The organism is Pseudomonas sp. StFLB209 (genome assembly GCF_000829415.1).
In the GTDB taxonomy this organism is placed as follows: domain Bacteria; phylum Pseudomonadota; class Gammaproteobacteria; order Pseudomonadales; family Pseudomonadaceae; genus Aquipseudomonas.
The window spans coordinates 1,210,578-1,225,701 of the sequence record NZ_AP014637.1 but is presented as its reverse complement, the minus strand read 5'-3'; the positions used below and the strand labels follow the sequence as shown (position 1 = coordinate 1,225,701).

Annotated in this window: 14 protein-coding genes; 7 read left to right on the top strand and 7 right to left on the bottom strand. The window is 61.9% G+C overall.

Features of this window, described 5'->3' with window-relative positions; genetic code table 11:
• Positions 1-12: 12 nt before the first annotated feature.
• From PSCI_RS05645 to PSCI_RS05630, 4 genes are read left to right on the top strand one after another with little or no spacing between them, the layout of a single operon-like run.
• Positions 13-897: a type II secretion system F family protein gene (locus PSCI_RS05645; protein ID WP_045483903.1), complete on the top strand. Its 885-nt coding sequence runs from the start codon at positions 13-15 to the stop codon at positions 895-897.
• Position 898: 1 nt separating this feature from the next.
• Positions 899-1,789 (top strand): type II secretion system F family protein, encoded by an 891-nt coding sequence (locus PSCI_RS05640; RefSeq protein WP_045483900.1) that lies wholly within the window; start codon positions 899-901, stop codon positions 1,787-1,789.
• Between the two features lie 25 nt (positions 1,790-1,814).
• Complete coding sequence (locus tag PSCI_RS05635) at positions 1,815-2,570, top strand: tetratricopeptide repeat protein (RefSeq protein ID WP_045483897.1); 756 nt, start codon at positions 1,815-1,817, stop codon at positions 2,568-2,570.
• The gene (locus tag PSCI_RS05630; protein ID WP_045483894.1) at positions 2,567-2,836 is read left to right on the top strand and encodes a DUF3613 domain-containing protein; all 270 of its coding nucleotides are present in this window, start codon (positions 2,567-2,569) and stop codon (positions 2,834-2,836) included. Before PSCI_RS05635 ends, PSCI_RS05630 begins: the two co-directional genes overlap by 4 nt.
• A gap of 437 nt (positions 2,837-3,273) precedes the next feature.
• On the opposite strand, the gene PSCI_RS05620 is transcribed toward PSCI_RS05630, so the two are convergent.
• Both PSCI_RS05620 and PSCI_RS05615 read right to left on the bottom strand, forming a co-directional pair.
• The gene (locus tag PSCI_RS05620; RefSeq protein WP_045483889.1) at positions 3,274-4,053 is read right to left on the bottom strand and encodes a response regulator transcription factor; all 780 of its coding nucleotides are present in this window, start codon (positions 4,051-4,053) and stop codon (positions 3,274-3,276) included.
• 136 nt (positions 4,054-4,189) lie between these two features.
• A complete protein-coding gene (locus tag PSCI_RS05615; RefSeq protein WP_045483887.1) occupies positions 4,190-4,660 on the bottom strand; it encodes a prepilin peptidase in 471 nt (156 codons plus the stop codon).
• Positions 4,661-4,733: 73 nt separating this feature from the next.
• Between PSCI_RS05615 and PSCI_RS05610 the strand changes: the two genes are divergently transcribed.
• Positions 4,734-5,186 carry a TadE/TadG family type IV pilus assembly protein gene (locus PSCI_RS05610; protein ID WP_045483886.1) on the top strand — a complete coding sequence of 151 codons (453 nt, stop codon included), beginning with the start codon at positions 4,734-4,736 and terminating at the stop codon, positions 5,184-5,186.
• Positions 5,176-7,944, top strand: coding sequence for an ATP-binding protein (locus tag PSCI_RS05605; RefSeq protein WP_045483884.1), 2,769 nt, complete (start codon positions 5,176-5,178; stop codon positions 7,942-7,944). The genes PSCI_RS05610 and PSCI_RS05605 overlap by 11 nt, the downstream gene beginning before the upstream one ends.
• Here PSCI_RS05605 and PSCI_RS05600 read toward each other — a convergent pair.
• A complete protein-coding gene (locus tag PSCI_RS05600; RefSeq protein ID WP_045483882.1) occupies positions 7,941-9,947 on the bottom strand; it encodes a pilus assembly protein TadG-related protein in 2,007 nt (668 codons plus the stop codon). The two genes, PSCI_RS05605 and PSCI_RS05600, sit on opposite strands and share 4 nt — an antisense overlap.
• A 163-nt stretch (positions 9,948-10,110) precedes the next feature.
• On the opposite strand from PSCI_RS05600, the gene valS reads away from it, so the two are divergent.
• Positions 10,111-12,675 carry a valine--tRNA ligase gene (gene valS, locus PSCI_RS05595; protein WP_231906370.1) on the top strand — a complete coding sequence of 855 codons (2,565 nt, stop codon included), beginning with the start codon at positions 10,111-10,113 and terminating at the stop codon, positions 12,673-12,675.
• Between the two features lie 151 nt (positions 12,676-12,826).
• Here the strand turns inward: valS and PSCI_RS05590 are convergent, their stop codons facing one another.
• The 4 genes from PSCI_RS05590 to PSCI_RS05575 are packed head-to-tail and all read right to left on the bottom strand — an operon-like array spanning position 12,827 to position 15,108.
• Entirely contained in the window at positions 12,827-13,390 is a 564-nt protein-coding gene (locus PSCI_RS05590) for a DUF4136 domain-containing protein (RefSeq protein ID WP_045483879.1), read from the bottom strand.
• Between the two features lie 18 nt (positions 13,391-13,408).
• A complete protein-coding gene (locus tag PSCI_RS05585) occupies positions 13,409-14,023 on the bottom strand; it encodes a DUF4136 domain-containing protein (RefSeq protein ID WP_045483876.1) in 615 nt (204 codons plus the stop codon).
• Between the two features lie 15 nt (positions 14,024-14,038).
• Positions 14,039-14,806, bottom strand: a complete 768-nt coding sequence (locus PSCI_RS05580; protein ID WP_045483873.1) for a methyltransferase domain-containing protein — start codon at positions 14,804-14,806, stop codon at positions 14,039-14,041.
• Positions 14,803-15,108: a MazG-like family protein gene (locus tag PSCI_RS05575; RefSeq protein ID WP_045483870.1), complete on the bottom strand. Its 306-nt coding sequence runs from the start codon at positions 15,106-15,108 to the stop codon at positions 14,803-14,805. The genes PSCI_RS05580 and PSCI_RS05575 overlap by 4 nt, the downstream gene beginning before the upstream one ends.
• Positions 15,109-15,124: the final 16 nt, after the last annotated feature.

The window sequence follows — 15,124 nt, the reverse complement described above, 5'->3', positions numbered from 1 at the left end:
GGAGACACGGCCATGAAAGCGACCCTGGTGCTGGTCTTGCTGGCGATTGTGCTCTTGGCCGCCGCTGGTTATCTGTTCTATACCGCGCTGAACCGCGGGGCCAATGAGCGGGTTTTGCAGCGCCTGAACCAGGGCCGGGTCGTGGTAAAACCGGAAAAGCCCGGTATGCAGCGTCTGGAGCGGGCGTTTCTGCGTGCCGGCATGGGCCGGCCGGCCGAGCGCATGAAGCTGGTGCTGGCGGTCTGGGGGCTGGCCATTGTCTTTGGTTACCTGTTGGCTGACTGGCTTGGCCTGCTCGCAGGCCTGCTCGGTGTGCCCTTCACCTTGCGCATGTACGTGTCATGGCGCTATCGCAAACGGGTGCTGCGGATGATCGAGCAACTGCCGCAGATGCTCGACCACACGGTGCGCAGCCTCAAGTCCGGACGCACCCTGGCCGATGCCGTGCTGCATGGCATCGAGGCGGCCGACCAGCCGCTGCGCGATGGCATGGCAAGGATCGAGCGCAACGTCCAACTGGGTGTCAGCCTGCCCGATGCCGCCCATGACTTTGCCGAACTCTATGAGCGCGACGAACTGCACCTGTTCGCCCTCGGCCTGCGGGTCAACCACCGCTATGGCGGCAATGCCAGTGAACTGATGGAAAACCTGATCAAGCTGATCCGCGAGCGTGAGCAGATGTCCCGCCAGCTCAAGGCAATGACCGGCGAAACGCGCCTGACCGCCGTGGTGCTGGGGGCGTTGCCTATTTCGCTGGCCGGCTATTTCATGCTCTCCAGCCCGGAGTACTTGCTGCACATGTGGAACGACAACAGCGGGCAGAAGATGCTGCTGGTCGCGTTTGCCATGCAAGTGACTGGCTGTCTGTTGCTATGGCGCATGTTGAGGAGCATTTGAGATGGGCTTGCTGCTGCTCAGTGTCTTGATGTTCCTCGCCGCCTTTGGGCTGCTGGTGTCGCACATGGCGTTGGTGCGCCGCAATGAGCGCCAGGTTGCCATGCGCCTGCAAGGCCAGACGATTCGCGAGAGCCGCATCGGCAGTTGGCTGCGGCTGCTGGGTGACACCCCGCTGGGACGCAAAGCGGTGAACATGGACAGTGAGAGCCAGGTCCTGCTCAACCGCATCGGCTGGCGACGTGCGAGTAAGCGCTCGTTGTACGCCGCGTGTCAGATTGGCGTGCCCATGGGCCTGGTCAGCCTCACGTTGTTCGTGCAGGTGCTGTTTTTCGCGGACGCGGCCAATCCGCTGATCGCGCCGTTGTTTGCGCTGGGCATGGGTTATCTATTACCCAAGCGGGTGTTGGCGGCGGTCGCTCAGCATCGGCAAAAACAAATCGTGGTCGAGGTGTCGACCTTCATTCCGCTGCTGCGCATTCTGTTTGAGTCAGGCATGGCGGTGGAGCAGGCGCTGCGCGTGCTGAGCAACGAAGGCAAGGAACTGCTGCCGGTGTTGTCCGAGGAAATCCGTGTGATTCTGGTGCGCGTCGATTCCGGGCTGGAGCTGGGTGACGAGCTGCGCAAGACCTCCAGCCTGCTGGCGGTGGACGAATTCAGTGACACCTGTGTGATCCTCAACCAGTTGATCCATCAGGGCGGTGGTGCCTTGCGCTCGCTGCTGGCACTCAAGCAACTGATCGACGATCGACGTCTGACGCGCTTGCAGGAGTACATCTCCAAGCTGTCGGCGAAGATGTCGGTGGTGATGATGGTGTTTTTGTTCCCGGCTTTGCTGATCGTGCTGGCCGGTCCAGGGTTTACTGCCATCAGCCAGGCACTGGGCAGTAAATGAATGCGTCGTACAAGGAAAGCGGGCGATGAAAGCAGTGATCGCGGTATGCGGGTTTTTGATGTTGAGCGGTTGTGCCAGTGAGGGGCATGCGCCCTGGGTTCAGGGCTTGAGTGGCAGCAGCCAGGGAAACTGCGGCAAATTGAGTTCCGATCAGGAGTTGGCCATCAATCTGGCGCAAGGCATGGCAGACGAGGGACGTCTGCATGCCAGCCTGGCCAACCTCGAAGACCTGCCCGCTGAGCTGGGCGAGGTGCGCCTGCGCAAGGCGCGGGTGTTACGCCAGTTGGGCAGCGCTGAAGCCGAGCCGCTGTACCGCAGCCTGCTGGGCACCTGCCGCGCCGCCGAAGGCGAGCATGGCCTGGGCCAGATCGCCGCCACCCGGGGTGACTACGTACAGGCCCAGCAGCACCTGCAACGTGCCGCAAAACTGGCGCCCACCGACGAGAAAGTCCGCAACGACCTGGGCATCGCCTACCTGAACCAGCTCAAACTGGAACAGGCGCGCTTTCAGTTCATGACCGCGCTGGAACTCAAACCCTCGGACAACCTGCCGGCGCAGAACCTGGTGACCCTGCTGATTTACCAGGACCAGTGGCAGCAGGCCGCCGAGCTGACCACCCGCGCCGGGCTGACGCCGCGTCAGGTCAGCGCCGCGCAACAGCGCGCGACCCAGCTTGCGGCGCCCGCCCAACGGCCGCAGGCGCTTGCACCGGCCCAGGCGCCAGCCATGACCGCCGGTATGGACACAACCCGCACTGCCAACGTCAGGAGCCAACCATGAAAACGCTGATCGGTATCGTTGTGTTATTCGGTCTGCACAGCATGGCCTGGGCCATCGAGCCGGGGCCGGCCTCGCAGGCCCAGCAACAGACCGAAACCTGGTTGCAGCTGCAGGTCAAGGGCAGTGCTGCCTCGAAAATCCCGCAAACCGCCACCCCCACCGAGCGCGAACAAAGCCTGCAGCGCTGGCTGGACAGCAACAACCACAAGATTCCGGAGTTTTTCGATCAGGAGCAGGGCGGCAAGGTGGCAGGGGGCAGTCGTTGATGGCGATTGTTGGACGCCACCGATTCAATTGAAACAGTAGTGGCTTTAGCCGCACTAGTGTTCAATCAGGTACTGTATGCCCCCGGTGTGAGCAGCCGGCCGGCGTTCCGGTTGCTCGCGAAGAGGCCGGTAAAGTCACGGCATCTGCTGCGAATGTGCCGCAGTCTTCGCTAGCAAGCTAGCTCCCACCAGGTTCACGTCAGGCTCAAGTGATAGGCACAACGCCGACTCGGTGGGAGCCAGCTTGCTGGCGAAGAGGCCGGCAGGATCAATCTGCTGTTGTGCAACCTCCATAGACAAAACCTGGAGCTTGCCCAAGGCCATAGAGTCCCCCACCGAGATCTGGGTAACTGGCAGAACAGTGTTGGCTTTAGCCACGAAAGTTTTCGCAGCCAAAGCTGCTACGAGCTGATGGGGCAGATGTGTCAAGCCACAGCTCAGTGCTCGGTGACCCGGCTGCGAGCCATACCAGCGCCCGGCGACAAGGCCAGCGCCAGTTGGGTGCGATTGTGCATGTGGGTCAGGCGCAGTACCTGAGAGACATAGAGCTTGACGGTGTTCTCGGTAATCCCCAGCTCACAGGCAATCTGGTAGTTGGTCTGGCCCTTGCCAACCAGCCGCGCCACGTCCAGCTGGCGAGGCGAGAGGGCAGAGAACAGGTCAGGCACATCGACAACATTATTGTTGCTCTGATCGTTAGCCGACAGTTGCGGCACCAGCGGCGGGCGAGCGTTGTCCAGGTCGTGGTACAGATCGTCGATAGAGGCGGCCAGAAATTGCAGCTTTTCATTGAGCTGGCCAAGCTTCTGCAGGCTGTTTTGCCGTTCCTGCAGGGCGAATTCCTGGCGTTGTACGCCCTCGAGCAACTCGTCGAGGTCTACCGGTTTCTGGTAGTAATCGGAAATCCCGGCGCGCAGGGCGTTGATGACGTCCCTTTTTTCGGCGCGCCCGGTCAGCATGATGGCTTCGAACAGGTGTTTCTTGCCGCCTATCTGCTTCATCGTCTCGACCAGTTCAATGCCGTTCATACCGGGCATTTCCAGATCGCAAAGGACAATGCCGATACTTGCGTCATCGCGAAACCGCTCAACGGCCTCCAGGGCGCTGCTGCACTGCACACAGACATAGCCACAACCATCGAGAAACTCGGCCAACTCTTCAACGATCAGCGGCTGATCGTCGACCACCAGAATTTTCACTGCCGAATACTTGTTCACGCGCTACTCCCTGCCTGACCATTCCCGAATTCCTTGCACATTGATCCCTGCCACGGGTGCAGGGTTTGAGTTCGGGTGTGTCTTAAACCTAGACGCACTTGTTGACTATGTACATAGGACTAAAACCTGATTCTGACTAGCGGATGCAAAGGGCCACCAGCAGCAGCCCCGTAAACAGGAACGGCGAGAACGGAAATTTTTCCCCGGAGTCAGGATTCATCGGGCTATAGCGTGCAGCCAGGCCATCACCGAGAGCTCTGAATACCGCTCGTCGGACGCCTAGCCACAGGACCACCGTCACGGCTGCGCCGATGAATGTGCCCAGCAGATACAGGCTGTCACTGGCCAGCGCCAGAGCCGCCAGCAGCTTTACGTCGCCGCCCCCCAAACGTCCCAGCGCGTAACCGGGCAGGGTCATGGCCAGCGCCAATAGCAGGGCTCGGCCACCCTCGGCGGGTTCGGCGCCCAGCCAGGTCTGACCGCTATACAGCAACCACCCCAGTGCAGCGGCACAAGCACCCAGTGTCAGGGTATTGGTGATTTGTCTGCGCCGGGCATCCTGTTCGGCACAGAGGGCGAACCATATGAGTAGGAAAAGTAATTTCATTGAGTAAAAAACATCCTGTATTTCGGAAAGATCCTATGCTCTGTGGAGTAGTACTGTCAGGGTAGACGCCGTCATGCCAGCCAGCGGTCCATCAGGCCTGCATCGCCAGAAGGGCGCTGCCGCGATCGAGTTCGCGGCGGTGTTCGTGATTTTTTTCGCCATTTTCTATGGTGTGGTGAGTTATAGCCTGCCGTTGCTGATGGTCCAGTCGTTCAATGCCGCTGCCAGCGAGGCGGTGCGTCGCAGCGTGGCGCTGAGTCCTGGAGTTGCCAACTACAGCACTCTGGTGCGCAGCCAGGCCGAGAGCGTGTTGCAGAGCCAATTGGCCTGGATGCCCAGCGCGCTGAATTTTGGCCCCTCCGACTACAGCGTGACCTTCAACGGTACGGCGCTGACGGTCAGCATCAACTATCCGAAAACCAAACTGGCGCGCGTACTGCCGTCGCTGACCCTGCCGATCATTGGCGAGGTGCCGCGCTTGCCCGCCCAACTGTCTGCCCAAGCGAGCATTCAACTTGTCCCATGAAAAAAGTCGTTTGAGCCGTTGGCTGGGGCGCTCCGAGGTGCCCGCCCGCGAGCCTTCAACTCCGCTGGTCGTCGAGCCTGACGCGATCGGCGCGGACCTGTACCTGCTGCTCAATAACGAGGGGCAGATTCACAGTATCAGTGCGCACCTGCTCAGCCGTCTGGGCTTGAGCGCGCATACCGTGCTCAACCAGCGGTTGATGATTCTGCTGTTGCCCAACAGCGCGCTGGTGGTCGAAGGCGTGCCGGGGGACTGGGTCGGGCACATGCTGGACCTGGATTTTCGCAGCAACGATGGTCACACCCTGCACGCGCGCGGCTGGGTGCAGCACCATGGCAAGGGCTGGCTGCTGCAACTGACCGATATCAGCGATCTGATGGAAGAGGCCAGCGCTGCGCGTACCCGCCAGCAATGTTTGCGCCTGGCCGGGCAGATGGCCGAGAAGATTCGCGGCTGTATTGTCGAGCGGCTGCCGAGCGTGGTTGCCGAACAGCTCGAAGAATTGGCGCAGATGTGGCGCATTCCCTGCGTCGCTCTGGCCTTGCCCGAAGCCAGTGGTATTGGCTGGCGGGTCTACAGCCAGTACAGCGCCCATACCGCGCCTGAACTGTGGCAAGTCGGCCAACGGCTGGGTAACGAATTTGACCTGCTGGATGCCAACATCGCCCACGAGCTGCATTTTGGCGGGCATACCGAGCTGTCGCCATTGCAGAGCATGTTCGGCAATGCTGATGGTTTTCTACTGCCCCATAGCCGCGACGGCGTGGCCAAGGCCTGGTTGATGTTCGGCTTTTATGAGCCGCGTCGGCAGGCACCGGATCTGGGCGAGCGAGAATGGTTGAACTTGTGTTCAGCACTGGCCGGCCCGGTCCTGTTCCGCCTTTCCGAGCAACATAACCGCCATCACGTCGAACGCTTGGCAGTGCTTCAGGATTTGCTCGGCACCGGCTGGTGGGAACTGTTGCCTGGCAGTGATGAGATTCTGCTGGCGCCGCAACTGGCACGCAGCCTGCGCCTGAGCGACCGGGTCGAGCGTCTGGCGCGTCAGGACTGGCTGGCGCTGATTCACCCTGCTGACCGGCAAGAGTTGTCCAGCCGCCTGCTGCAACTGCGCGACAAGGGTACGCCGATGTTGTTGTGTGTGCGCCTGGCCCATGCCGACCCTGGGCAGGAAACTGTCTGGCTGCGCATTCAGGGCCAGGCCTTGATCAGCGGTCAGGTGCAGCGCGTGCTGGGCTTCATGCTTGATGTCAGCGATATCAAGAACCAGGAGACCGAAGCGGCGGCGGCCCATGCGCGGCTCGACAACCTGATTGCCAGTTCGCCGGCGGTGATCTATGTGCAGCGCTATGACCAGGGCAATCTGGAACCGAGTTTCTTCAGTGACAGCCTGACCCCGCTGCTGGGCTGGACCCTGGCCGAGTGTGTCGACGGGCAACTGGCAGGCTATATCCATCCTGAGGACCACGACATCTGGTTCGAGCGTAACCGCCAGTTGCTGCGCGAAGGTTTCGTCAGCCGCCGCTACCGTCTGCGTGGCAAGAATGGTGACTATCACTGGCTGCTGGATGAGGCACGTTTGCTGCGCGACGACCTCGGTATGCCGGTCGAGGCGGTCGGTCTTTGGCTGGACGTCACCGAAGCCACGCTGGCCGCCGAGCGGGTGCGTGAAAGCGAAGAGCGTTACCGGATTCTGGTCGAGGACTCGCCGGCGATGATCTGTCGCTACAGCCCGCAGCTGGTCCTGAGTTTCGGTAACCGGCCGCTGGCAACTTATCTGGAGTGCGACCCGGCAGAACTGCCGGGGATCAATCTTGGTGACTGGTTTTCGGAAGACCAGCGTGAAGCCTTTGTGCGGCGTATCGCGCTGCTGACCCCCGAAGCGCCGATGAGCACGGCCGAAATCTGTCTGGAACTGCCCGGTCGTGAACATGCCTGGTGGGTATGGGCCGATCGCGGTGTGTTCGACGAGTCCGGCACGCTGGTGGAAATCCAGGCCGTGGGCCGTGACAACACTGACGTGCGGCGTTCGCGCATGCAGCTCAACCAGAGCGCCAAAATGGCTACGTTGGGCGAGATGGCCACCGGTCTCGCTCACGAGATCAACCAGCCGCTCAACGTCATGCGCATGGCGGTGGTCAACGTGCTCAAGCGCCTGGAGCGCGGCAATGTGGATGTCGACTACATCACTGACAAGCTCAACCGCATCGACAGCCAGGTGCAACGCGCCGCGCGGGTGGTCGACCATATGCGCGTGTTCGGCCGCCGTTCCGAGGTTGAAGAGCAACTGTTCGACCCCTACGACGCCCTGGAAGGCACGCTGGCGATGCTCAGTGAAAGCATGAAAGGCAAGGGCGTGCACATCGAAGCCGGCGAGCGCGGCGCGCCGGTGCAGGTGCGCGGGCATGCCGACCAGCTGGAGCAGGTGCTGATCAACCTGATGGTCAACGCCCGTGACGCCATGCTCTCGCGCAAGGAGCAGAATCCTGACCTGCAACCGGCGATCAGCCTCGACATGCAGCAGGTTGACGACAAGGTCATCGTCACGGTCCAGGACAACGGTGGCGGCATCGACCCGCGCCTGCTGGAAAAGATCTTCGAGCCGTTCTTCACCACCAAGCCGGTGGGCGTCGGCACCGGGCTGGGATTGTCGGTGAGCTACGGCATCATCGAACAGATGAAGGGCCGCTTGAGTGTCAGCAATGCCAATGATGGGGCAAGGTTCAAGATCACCTTGCCGGTGTTCAACGGGGATTAGATCACCAGCGTGGCCTGACCGAAGTTGCAGCTCAGGTTGGCACCGACGTCGGTGGGATTGAGTGTCAGCCCGAGGGTGTCGAGCAATGGATCGAGAACTGACGTCAGCAGTGGTTTGAGCAGCAACTCCACCTGCTGATCGACCAGCCCCAGCAGGGTGTTGAGCAATGTCCCGGTGCCGCTGATGAGACTGCCCAGAGCGTTGCCGTTAAGGGGCTTGTAGACATTGATATTCACACCTGAAACCACGCCATCGAGCAGCGTGCTGGATTTGACATAAGCCGCAGCGGGCAGGCGGGTAGGCGGCTGGCCGATTTCTGCAGGCATGTTGATGGTGGTATTGACGCTGGCAGGGCTGGTCAGCAGCGCATTGTTCAGCGTATTGAAACTCATGCCGATGCCGCCCCCGGCAAAAGGTACCCTGGCTGTGCAACTGCCCAGCAGATTCAGGAGTTGGGTGCAGGTTTGTGTGCCGATATCAACGATGGGCAAAGGCTGGGCAATGACTGCGGCAGGATCGGTACTGGCCGGAAAGGCCGCAGCGCTGTCGATCAGGCCCAGGCGGGCATTGAGCAGCGAAGCGTTGGTGCGTACGCTCAGCGACTTGTCGGTATTGCTGTTGCAGGTGTAACCGGTGACGTAGGCTTCACCGCCAGCCAGGCTGAGGCTCAGGTCTATCCTGGGGCCGAGTAGACTTGAACTGCTGGAGGGCAGAATCCAGGGGTCAGTGACCAGGCACTTGGCGCCCAGCAGGCAAGTCACATCCCCCACCACCCCGGCAATATTCAGGGTCAGGGCGTTGTTGAGTACCGAGGTCAGGTTACCGACCAGTTTGGTGACAGCATTGACCGGTGGCTTGTTGAGAATATCCAGCAAGGGCAGGTTCACCGACACCAGCATGCGGGTTTGTGCGGTACGCACGTAGATACGGTTCGGATCATCGGCGACGGCAAGGGCCGGGTTGACCTTGCGCGGATCACCGATCGCGGAGAGCTGTGGCGGCTCGATGACTTTCAATTGTGTGGTGATTTGCCCGATGCCCAGCACATTGATCTGGCTGTTAGCCGTGATGCCATTTTTTTTGTTGGCCATCTGAGTGAGGCTGGAGATCAGGTCGAACACATTGACTGTCGAGTTCAGGCCGGCAAGGTCCGTTCCGCCCTGAACCTTGATCAGGTCACCAAGCACCACGGTAGTGCTGCCCGCTGCGGCTTTCAACGCCTGCAGATTGAGGATGGTTGCCGAGGTGCTGAGCGTACCGTTCGTTTGCAGAACGTTAATGGCGGTCTGTATCAACTGGCTGACCGTGGCGTTGGCGGACAGCACCTGGGTGTAGCCGACCGCCGTCAGGTTCAGATCGGTTTTCAAACGGTCCAGATAGCTGAGCAGGTTGAGATTGATATTTGCCAGCCCCTGCCAGCCGAGCAGATCGATATTGGTTTTAGCGATGCTATTGAGAATTGGCAGGCTGGCGGTTGCCAGAACGTTGCGGATTGAAAGCTGCGCCAGTGGCGGGGTTGCTGCCGCCACCGCTGTCGCACTCAACTGCACATTGGCCGGTTGCGGCCCGCTGCTGAACAGGGCGGCAACTCCGGCGGCGATGCTGCGGGGGACACCGTGGCTGGCGACCACGCGAATGGCGTCGGTGCTGGCGGCGTTGGCCACGAACGCGCGGCGGCCGTCTGCGGCATTCACGCTCAGGGTTCCGCACAGGGTGTTGAGGGTACGGCCATCGGTGTCAGGGATGAAACCGTTGCGTGTCGCGCTCTGGGTGGCATACAGCGAGGCGGTCGCGGCACTGTTGCAATTGCCCTTGCGGCTCGCCGCTTCCAGCGCCGCCATATCGGCGATGCGCTGCAAGGAGCGCTTTTCCAGATACAGTCGGCCGCTGTCGAGCACCGTCACGGTAAACAGCAAGGCCAGGCCAAGGGTCAGCGCCGCGACCAGGCCGATGGCACCCCGCTGCCTGTGAGGCATTGCAAAGCAATGATTCAGGGGAGACATCCGGCACTCCTTTCCTTAGGTTCACTCACCTGTGTGGATGGCAGTGTAGTAAAGCCCCGGCAACAGCGCTGGCATCAGGCCAGCCAGGCAGATGGGTGGTTTACTATTTTTTTGCCAACCGCTATAAACCGGTTTCGGCTGCTGCTTGTTGCGGCGGCGTTTGGTGATCACAGGAGGAAGCCATGTCACCGTTAAACGTGTAACCCTGCCGCTCGACCCCACCCTCTTACCCTCGCTGGACAACCTCGAACAACGCTGGTCGCACCAGTGGCTTGCCGAGGACACTTATGCATTCGACCGCCGCGCCAGCCGCGAGCAGGTCTTTTCCATCGACACGCCGCCACCGACCGCATCCGGCTCGCTGCACATCGGCCATGTCTTCAGCTACACCCACACCGACATCATCGCGCGCTTCCAGCGCATGCGTGGCAAGACCGTTTTCTACCCCATGGGCTGGGATGACAACGGCCTGCCCACCGAGCGCCGGGTCGAGAACTTCTACGGGGTGCGTTGCGATCCGGAGGCTCCCTGGCAGGCGGACTTGCAGCCGCCTGAGACGGTCGCGGCGCGGCGTGCCGACTTCGTTGCGGTCAGCCGGGGCAACTTCGTCGAGTTGTGCCAGCGCCTGACCCATCTCGACGAGCAGGCGTTTCGCGCCGTATTCACCCGCCTTGGCTTGTCGGTGGACTGGAGCCTGAACTACGCCACCATCGATGAGCGCTCCCGACGGGTCAGCCAACGCGCCCTGTTGCGCAACTACCAGCGTGGCGAGCTGTATGCCCAACAGGCGCCATCGTTGTGGGATGTCACCTACCAGACCGCCGTGGCCCAGGCCGAGCTGGAAGACCGTGAGGCGCTCGGTGCCTGGCACGACTTGCAGTTTCGCGCAGTTGACGGCTCGCTGCTGAGCATTGCCACTACCCGGCCGGAGTTGTTGGCGGCCTGCGTGGCGCTGGTGGCGCACCCGGAGGATGCACGCTATTGCCAGCGCTTCGGCCAGACCCTGCGCTCACCACTGTTCGACGTTGAAGTGCCATTGCTTGCACATGCTCTGGCTGACCCGGAGAAGGGCACCGGCCTGGTCATGGTCTGCACCTTCGGTGACCTCACCGATGTGCTGTGGTGGCGCGAGCTGCACCTGCCGACCCGGCCAGTCATTGGTAAAGACGGGCGGTTGCTCGGCGACACTCCGCCCTGGCTGCAGACCGCCGCCGGCCGCGAGGCCTGGGCGCAACTGGCCGGCTTGTCGCTGAGCCAGGCTCGTAAACGTCTGCTGCCGCTGTTGCAAGCCTGTGGCGGCATGACCGGCGAGCCGCAGCCGATCCGGCATATGGTCAAGTTTTTCGAGAAGGGTGACCGGCCGCTGGAGATCGTTGCCACCCGCCAGTGGTACTTGCGCAACGGCGGGCGCGATCAGGCGTTGCGGGAATGCCTGCTGGCGCGCGGTCGTGAGCTGGACTGGCATCCGCCGTTCATGCACAGCCGCTACCAGCACTGGGTGGAGGGCCTCAATGGCGACTGGCTGATCAGCCGCCAGCGCGTGTTTGGGGTGCCATTGCCGTTCTGGTATCGGCTTGACGCCCAGGGCGAGCCGGATTACCAGCAGCCGCTAGTACCCGACGACGCGAGCCTGCCAGTGGACCCGACGCTGGACACCCCACCGGGTTACTCGCCCGGGCAACGCGGCCAGCCGCTGGGTTTTATTGGCGAGCGCGACATCATGGACACCTGGGCCACCAGTTCCCTGACGCCGCAGATCGCGGCCGGCTGGCAGGAGCCGGACAGCCTGTTCGACCAGGTGTACCCGATGGATTTACGTCCTCAAGGGCATGAGATCATCCGGACCTGGCTGTTTTCGACTCTGGTGCGTAACCATTTGGAACAGGATAAGGCGCCGTGGCGGCATGTGGCGTTGTCAGGCTGGATCCTCGACCCGAACCGCAACAAGATGGCCAAATCGCGGGGCAATGTCGTTGCCCCCCAGGTGTTGCTGGAGCAATACGGCAGCGATGCGGTGCGCTATTGGGCGGCGCTGGGCCGGCCGGGGAGTGACACCGCCTTCGAAGAGCGGCAGATGAAAATCGGCCAGCGCCTGACGGTGAAGCTGGTCAACCTGTCGAAGTTCGTGCTTGGCTTGCCCGGCGACCCGCAAGGCGTTGTCGATCAGCCGCTGGACCAGGCCATGCTGCAACGCCTCGGCGCAGTCACCGGCGAGGCCACGGCGGCGCTGGAGGGCTATGACTACAGCGTGGCACTGAACCGGATCGAGAGTTTCTTCTGGTGGTTCTGTGATGATTACGTGGAGCTCGTCAAACGCCGTGCCTACCGTGACGACGGCCATTCTGCGCGTAACGCGCTGGCTCAGGCGCTGGCTATCTTGCAGCGCCTGTTCGCGCCATTTCTGCCATTTACCTGTGAGGAAGTCTGGCGTTGCTGGCAGCTAGGCTCGGTGCATCGCGCGCAGTGGCCACACGCGCAGGCTGCCGAGGGTTTCGCCGAGCCGTTACTGGAGGCAACCAGCGAGGTGCTGACGGCCATTCACAAAGCCAAGTCTGATGCCCAGCAGTCAATGAAGGCTGCCGTGGAACGGGTCGAGGTGATGGGCGATGCGGTGTATCTGAGCAGTGTTCGTCTGGCGAGTGCCGATCTGTGTGAGGCCGGTCAGGTCGAGCGGTTGCGGCTAAGCGAAAGCGCGCAAAGGGAGGTGCGTGTCCAGCTCAAACACTGAGCAAAACCCAAGGCCTGTGCAATGCAGGACTTGGGTTGATAGTGGTGCCAAAAGATTCGCGGTTAAAACCGCTCCTACGATCTCCACTGGCCTAGGAGCGGTTTTAACCGCGAAGGCTTCCCGGCTAAAGCCGGTCCTACCAGGTCCGTGTTTATCGCGGCGGATACTGCTCCAGGATCTTGGCCACGGTGTTGCGCACCGCTGTGTCCCGTGCCGCCGGGTTGGCTTGATTCTGCTCCAGGATGCGCTCGGTGCTGCCGCGCCAGACCAGCTTGCCGTCCTTGCCGTCGAACAGGTCGATCTGCAAGGTGGTGACCTTGTAGTCGACGCTGCGGGTTTCACTGGCCAGCGGTCCGCCCCAATAGCCGTAGCCGCCCCATGGGCCCCAGCCACCGCCGTAGTTGGTGCTGACCAGTTGCTGGCGGTCTTCGACGATCAGCCAGGCTTGAACCTTGAGGTCAGCCGGTGTTCCGGCGCTGGCCGGGCGCAGGCCGCGCTGGTCGAGTTGCTGGTTGATCGCATCACGAATGCGCTGTTCGGTCAGGTCACTCTTGAGTCGCGGGTCCGCTGGCTGATATTGCACCGCAGGCTCCTGCCAGCTCCAACTGCGATAGCCGGCAAAATCACGGCGGGCGTCGAAGTCGCGGTTGATCTGGCTGCTTTGGCAGGCGCTGAGCAGCAGGGTAAACGACAGCAGGGCGAGACGAAGGTACATGGCAGTGGCTCCGAAAGGTTACCCGGGAGGATACGCCGTAAGGGCCTTTTGCACAGCCTGGCGCAAGGCCTGATTGCGTGAAGATTGATCCGTGCCGCTGCGGGTTTCGGCACTGGCACTCCAGACCGGCTGACCACTGTGGGCGTCGAACAGACGGATGCTGACCACCAGCACCTGTTCTTCATAAGTGCGCACCATCGGCACCCGCGCATAGCCGCCGTAGCCGTGCCGGTAACCGCCGTAGCCCAGCCCGCCACTGTAGTAAGGGTCCGGGTAATCTTCACGCACCTGGCGCAACCGGGTTTCCAGGCGGCTATCAGCACTGACCAGCACATCGGCCGGGGCGTTGCGGGCCGGGCGCAGACCGCGCTGGTCGAGGCCGTTGCTCACCGCCTCGGCGACCTGCGCGGCGTCCAGCCAGGCTGAACCGGCCGGCAGCCGGTTGTCTTGCCAGCCCCAGCTGCGATAACGGCTGTAGTCTCTGGGCGCTGCCGGGTAGGCACTCAGGTCCAGCGTTTGCGCCGCCGTGGCCGGTGCGGCGGGTAACGGTGCAGACTGCGCACGGTAAGGGTTGTCGCTCTGACAGGCACTGATTCCCAGGGCGATGGTGATCAAGGCAAGACGAGCGTACATGGCAGTCTCCGCTATCTAGTTGGGGCGGCAGATCCAGTGCAGGTAACGGCCCAGCCCGGCAAAAGCCGGGTGACGGCGGTGGGACAGTTCCATTTCCAGCAGTTGCTCAAGATCAGCCCGCTTCTGGAAGTCGGCGGGCATGTAATCGTGAAATACCCGCACGCCACTCTGGGTTTCGACCCGCCATAAGGGCGCAAGTTGCGCGGCCAGTTGCCGTGGGTCGAGCGGCTCCTGTGGGGTCAGGCTCTGCTTTTCGCCGGCCAGCTCGTTGCTGCGCAGCTTGCGGAAATGGCCTTTAAGCAGGTTGCGGTACACCAGCGCGTCGCGATTATAAAAAGCCAGCGACAGCCAGCCGTCTTCGCGGGTCAACTGCCGCAATACCGGCAAGATGGTGAACGGCTCGGCCAGCCACTCCAGCACCGCGTGGCAGACCACCAGGTCATAGGGCTCATCCAGCAGGGTGGGCAGCTCTTGCCAGGGCGCCTGAATGAAGGTGGCGGCCAGCCCGGCTTCGGCGAAGCGTTGGCGCGCGCCCTCAAGCATTGGCGCGGCGGGTTCGCTGACCGTAACCTGATGGCCGCGACCGGCCAGCCATAACGACATATGCCCAAGGCCTGCACCAATGTCCAGCACCCTGAGCGGGCGCTCGGGCAGTGCTTCGGTCAAATCGGCTTGCAGCACGGCCAGGCGAATCGCGCCTTTGGCGCCACCGTAGATTTTTTCCGCAAAGCGGGTTGCCAACTGGTCGAAATGCCGGTCGCTGGAATTGAGCTGTTGGCTCACTTGGCAAACCTCCGCTCACTGTCGGCCAGTTTGCTGCGCACCACCTGATCCATGTCCAGCCCCAGCTCGCTGCACAGCAACAGCAGATACAACACGATATCGCCGACTTCCTGGCCTGCGTGGGCGAGTTTTTCCGGCGGCAACTGGCGCGACTGGTCTTCGCTGAGCCACTGGAAGATTTCCACCAGTTCGGCCATCTCCACACTGGCGGCCATGGCCAGGTTCTTCGGCGCGTGGAACTGCTTCCAATCGTTGTTATCGCGGATGCGGTGCAGGCGTTGGGTGAGTTCTTCAAGGTTCATGGTGGTTTCCTCAGCC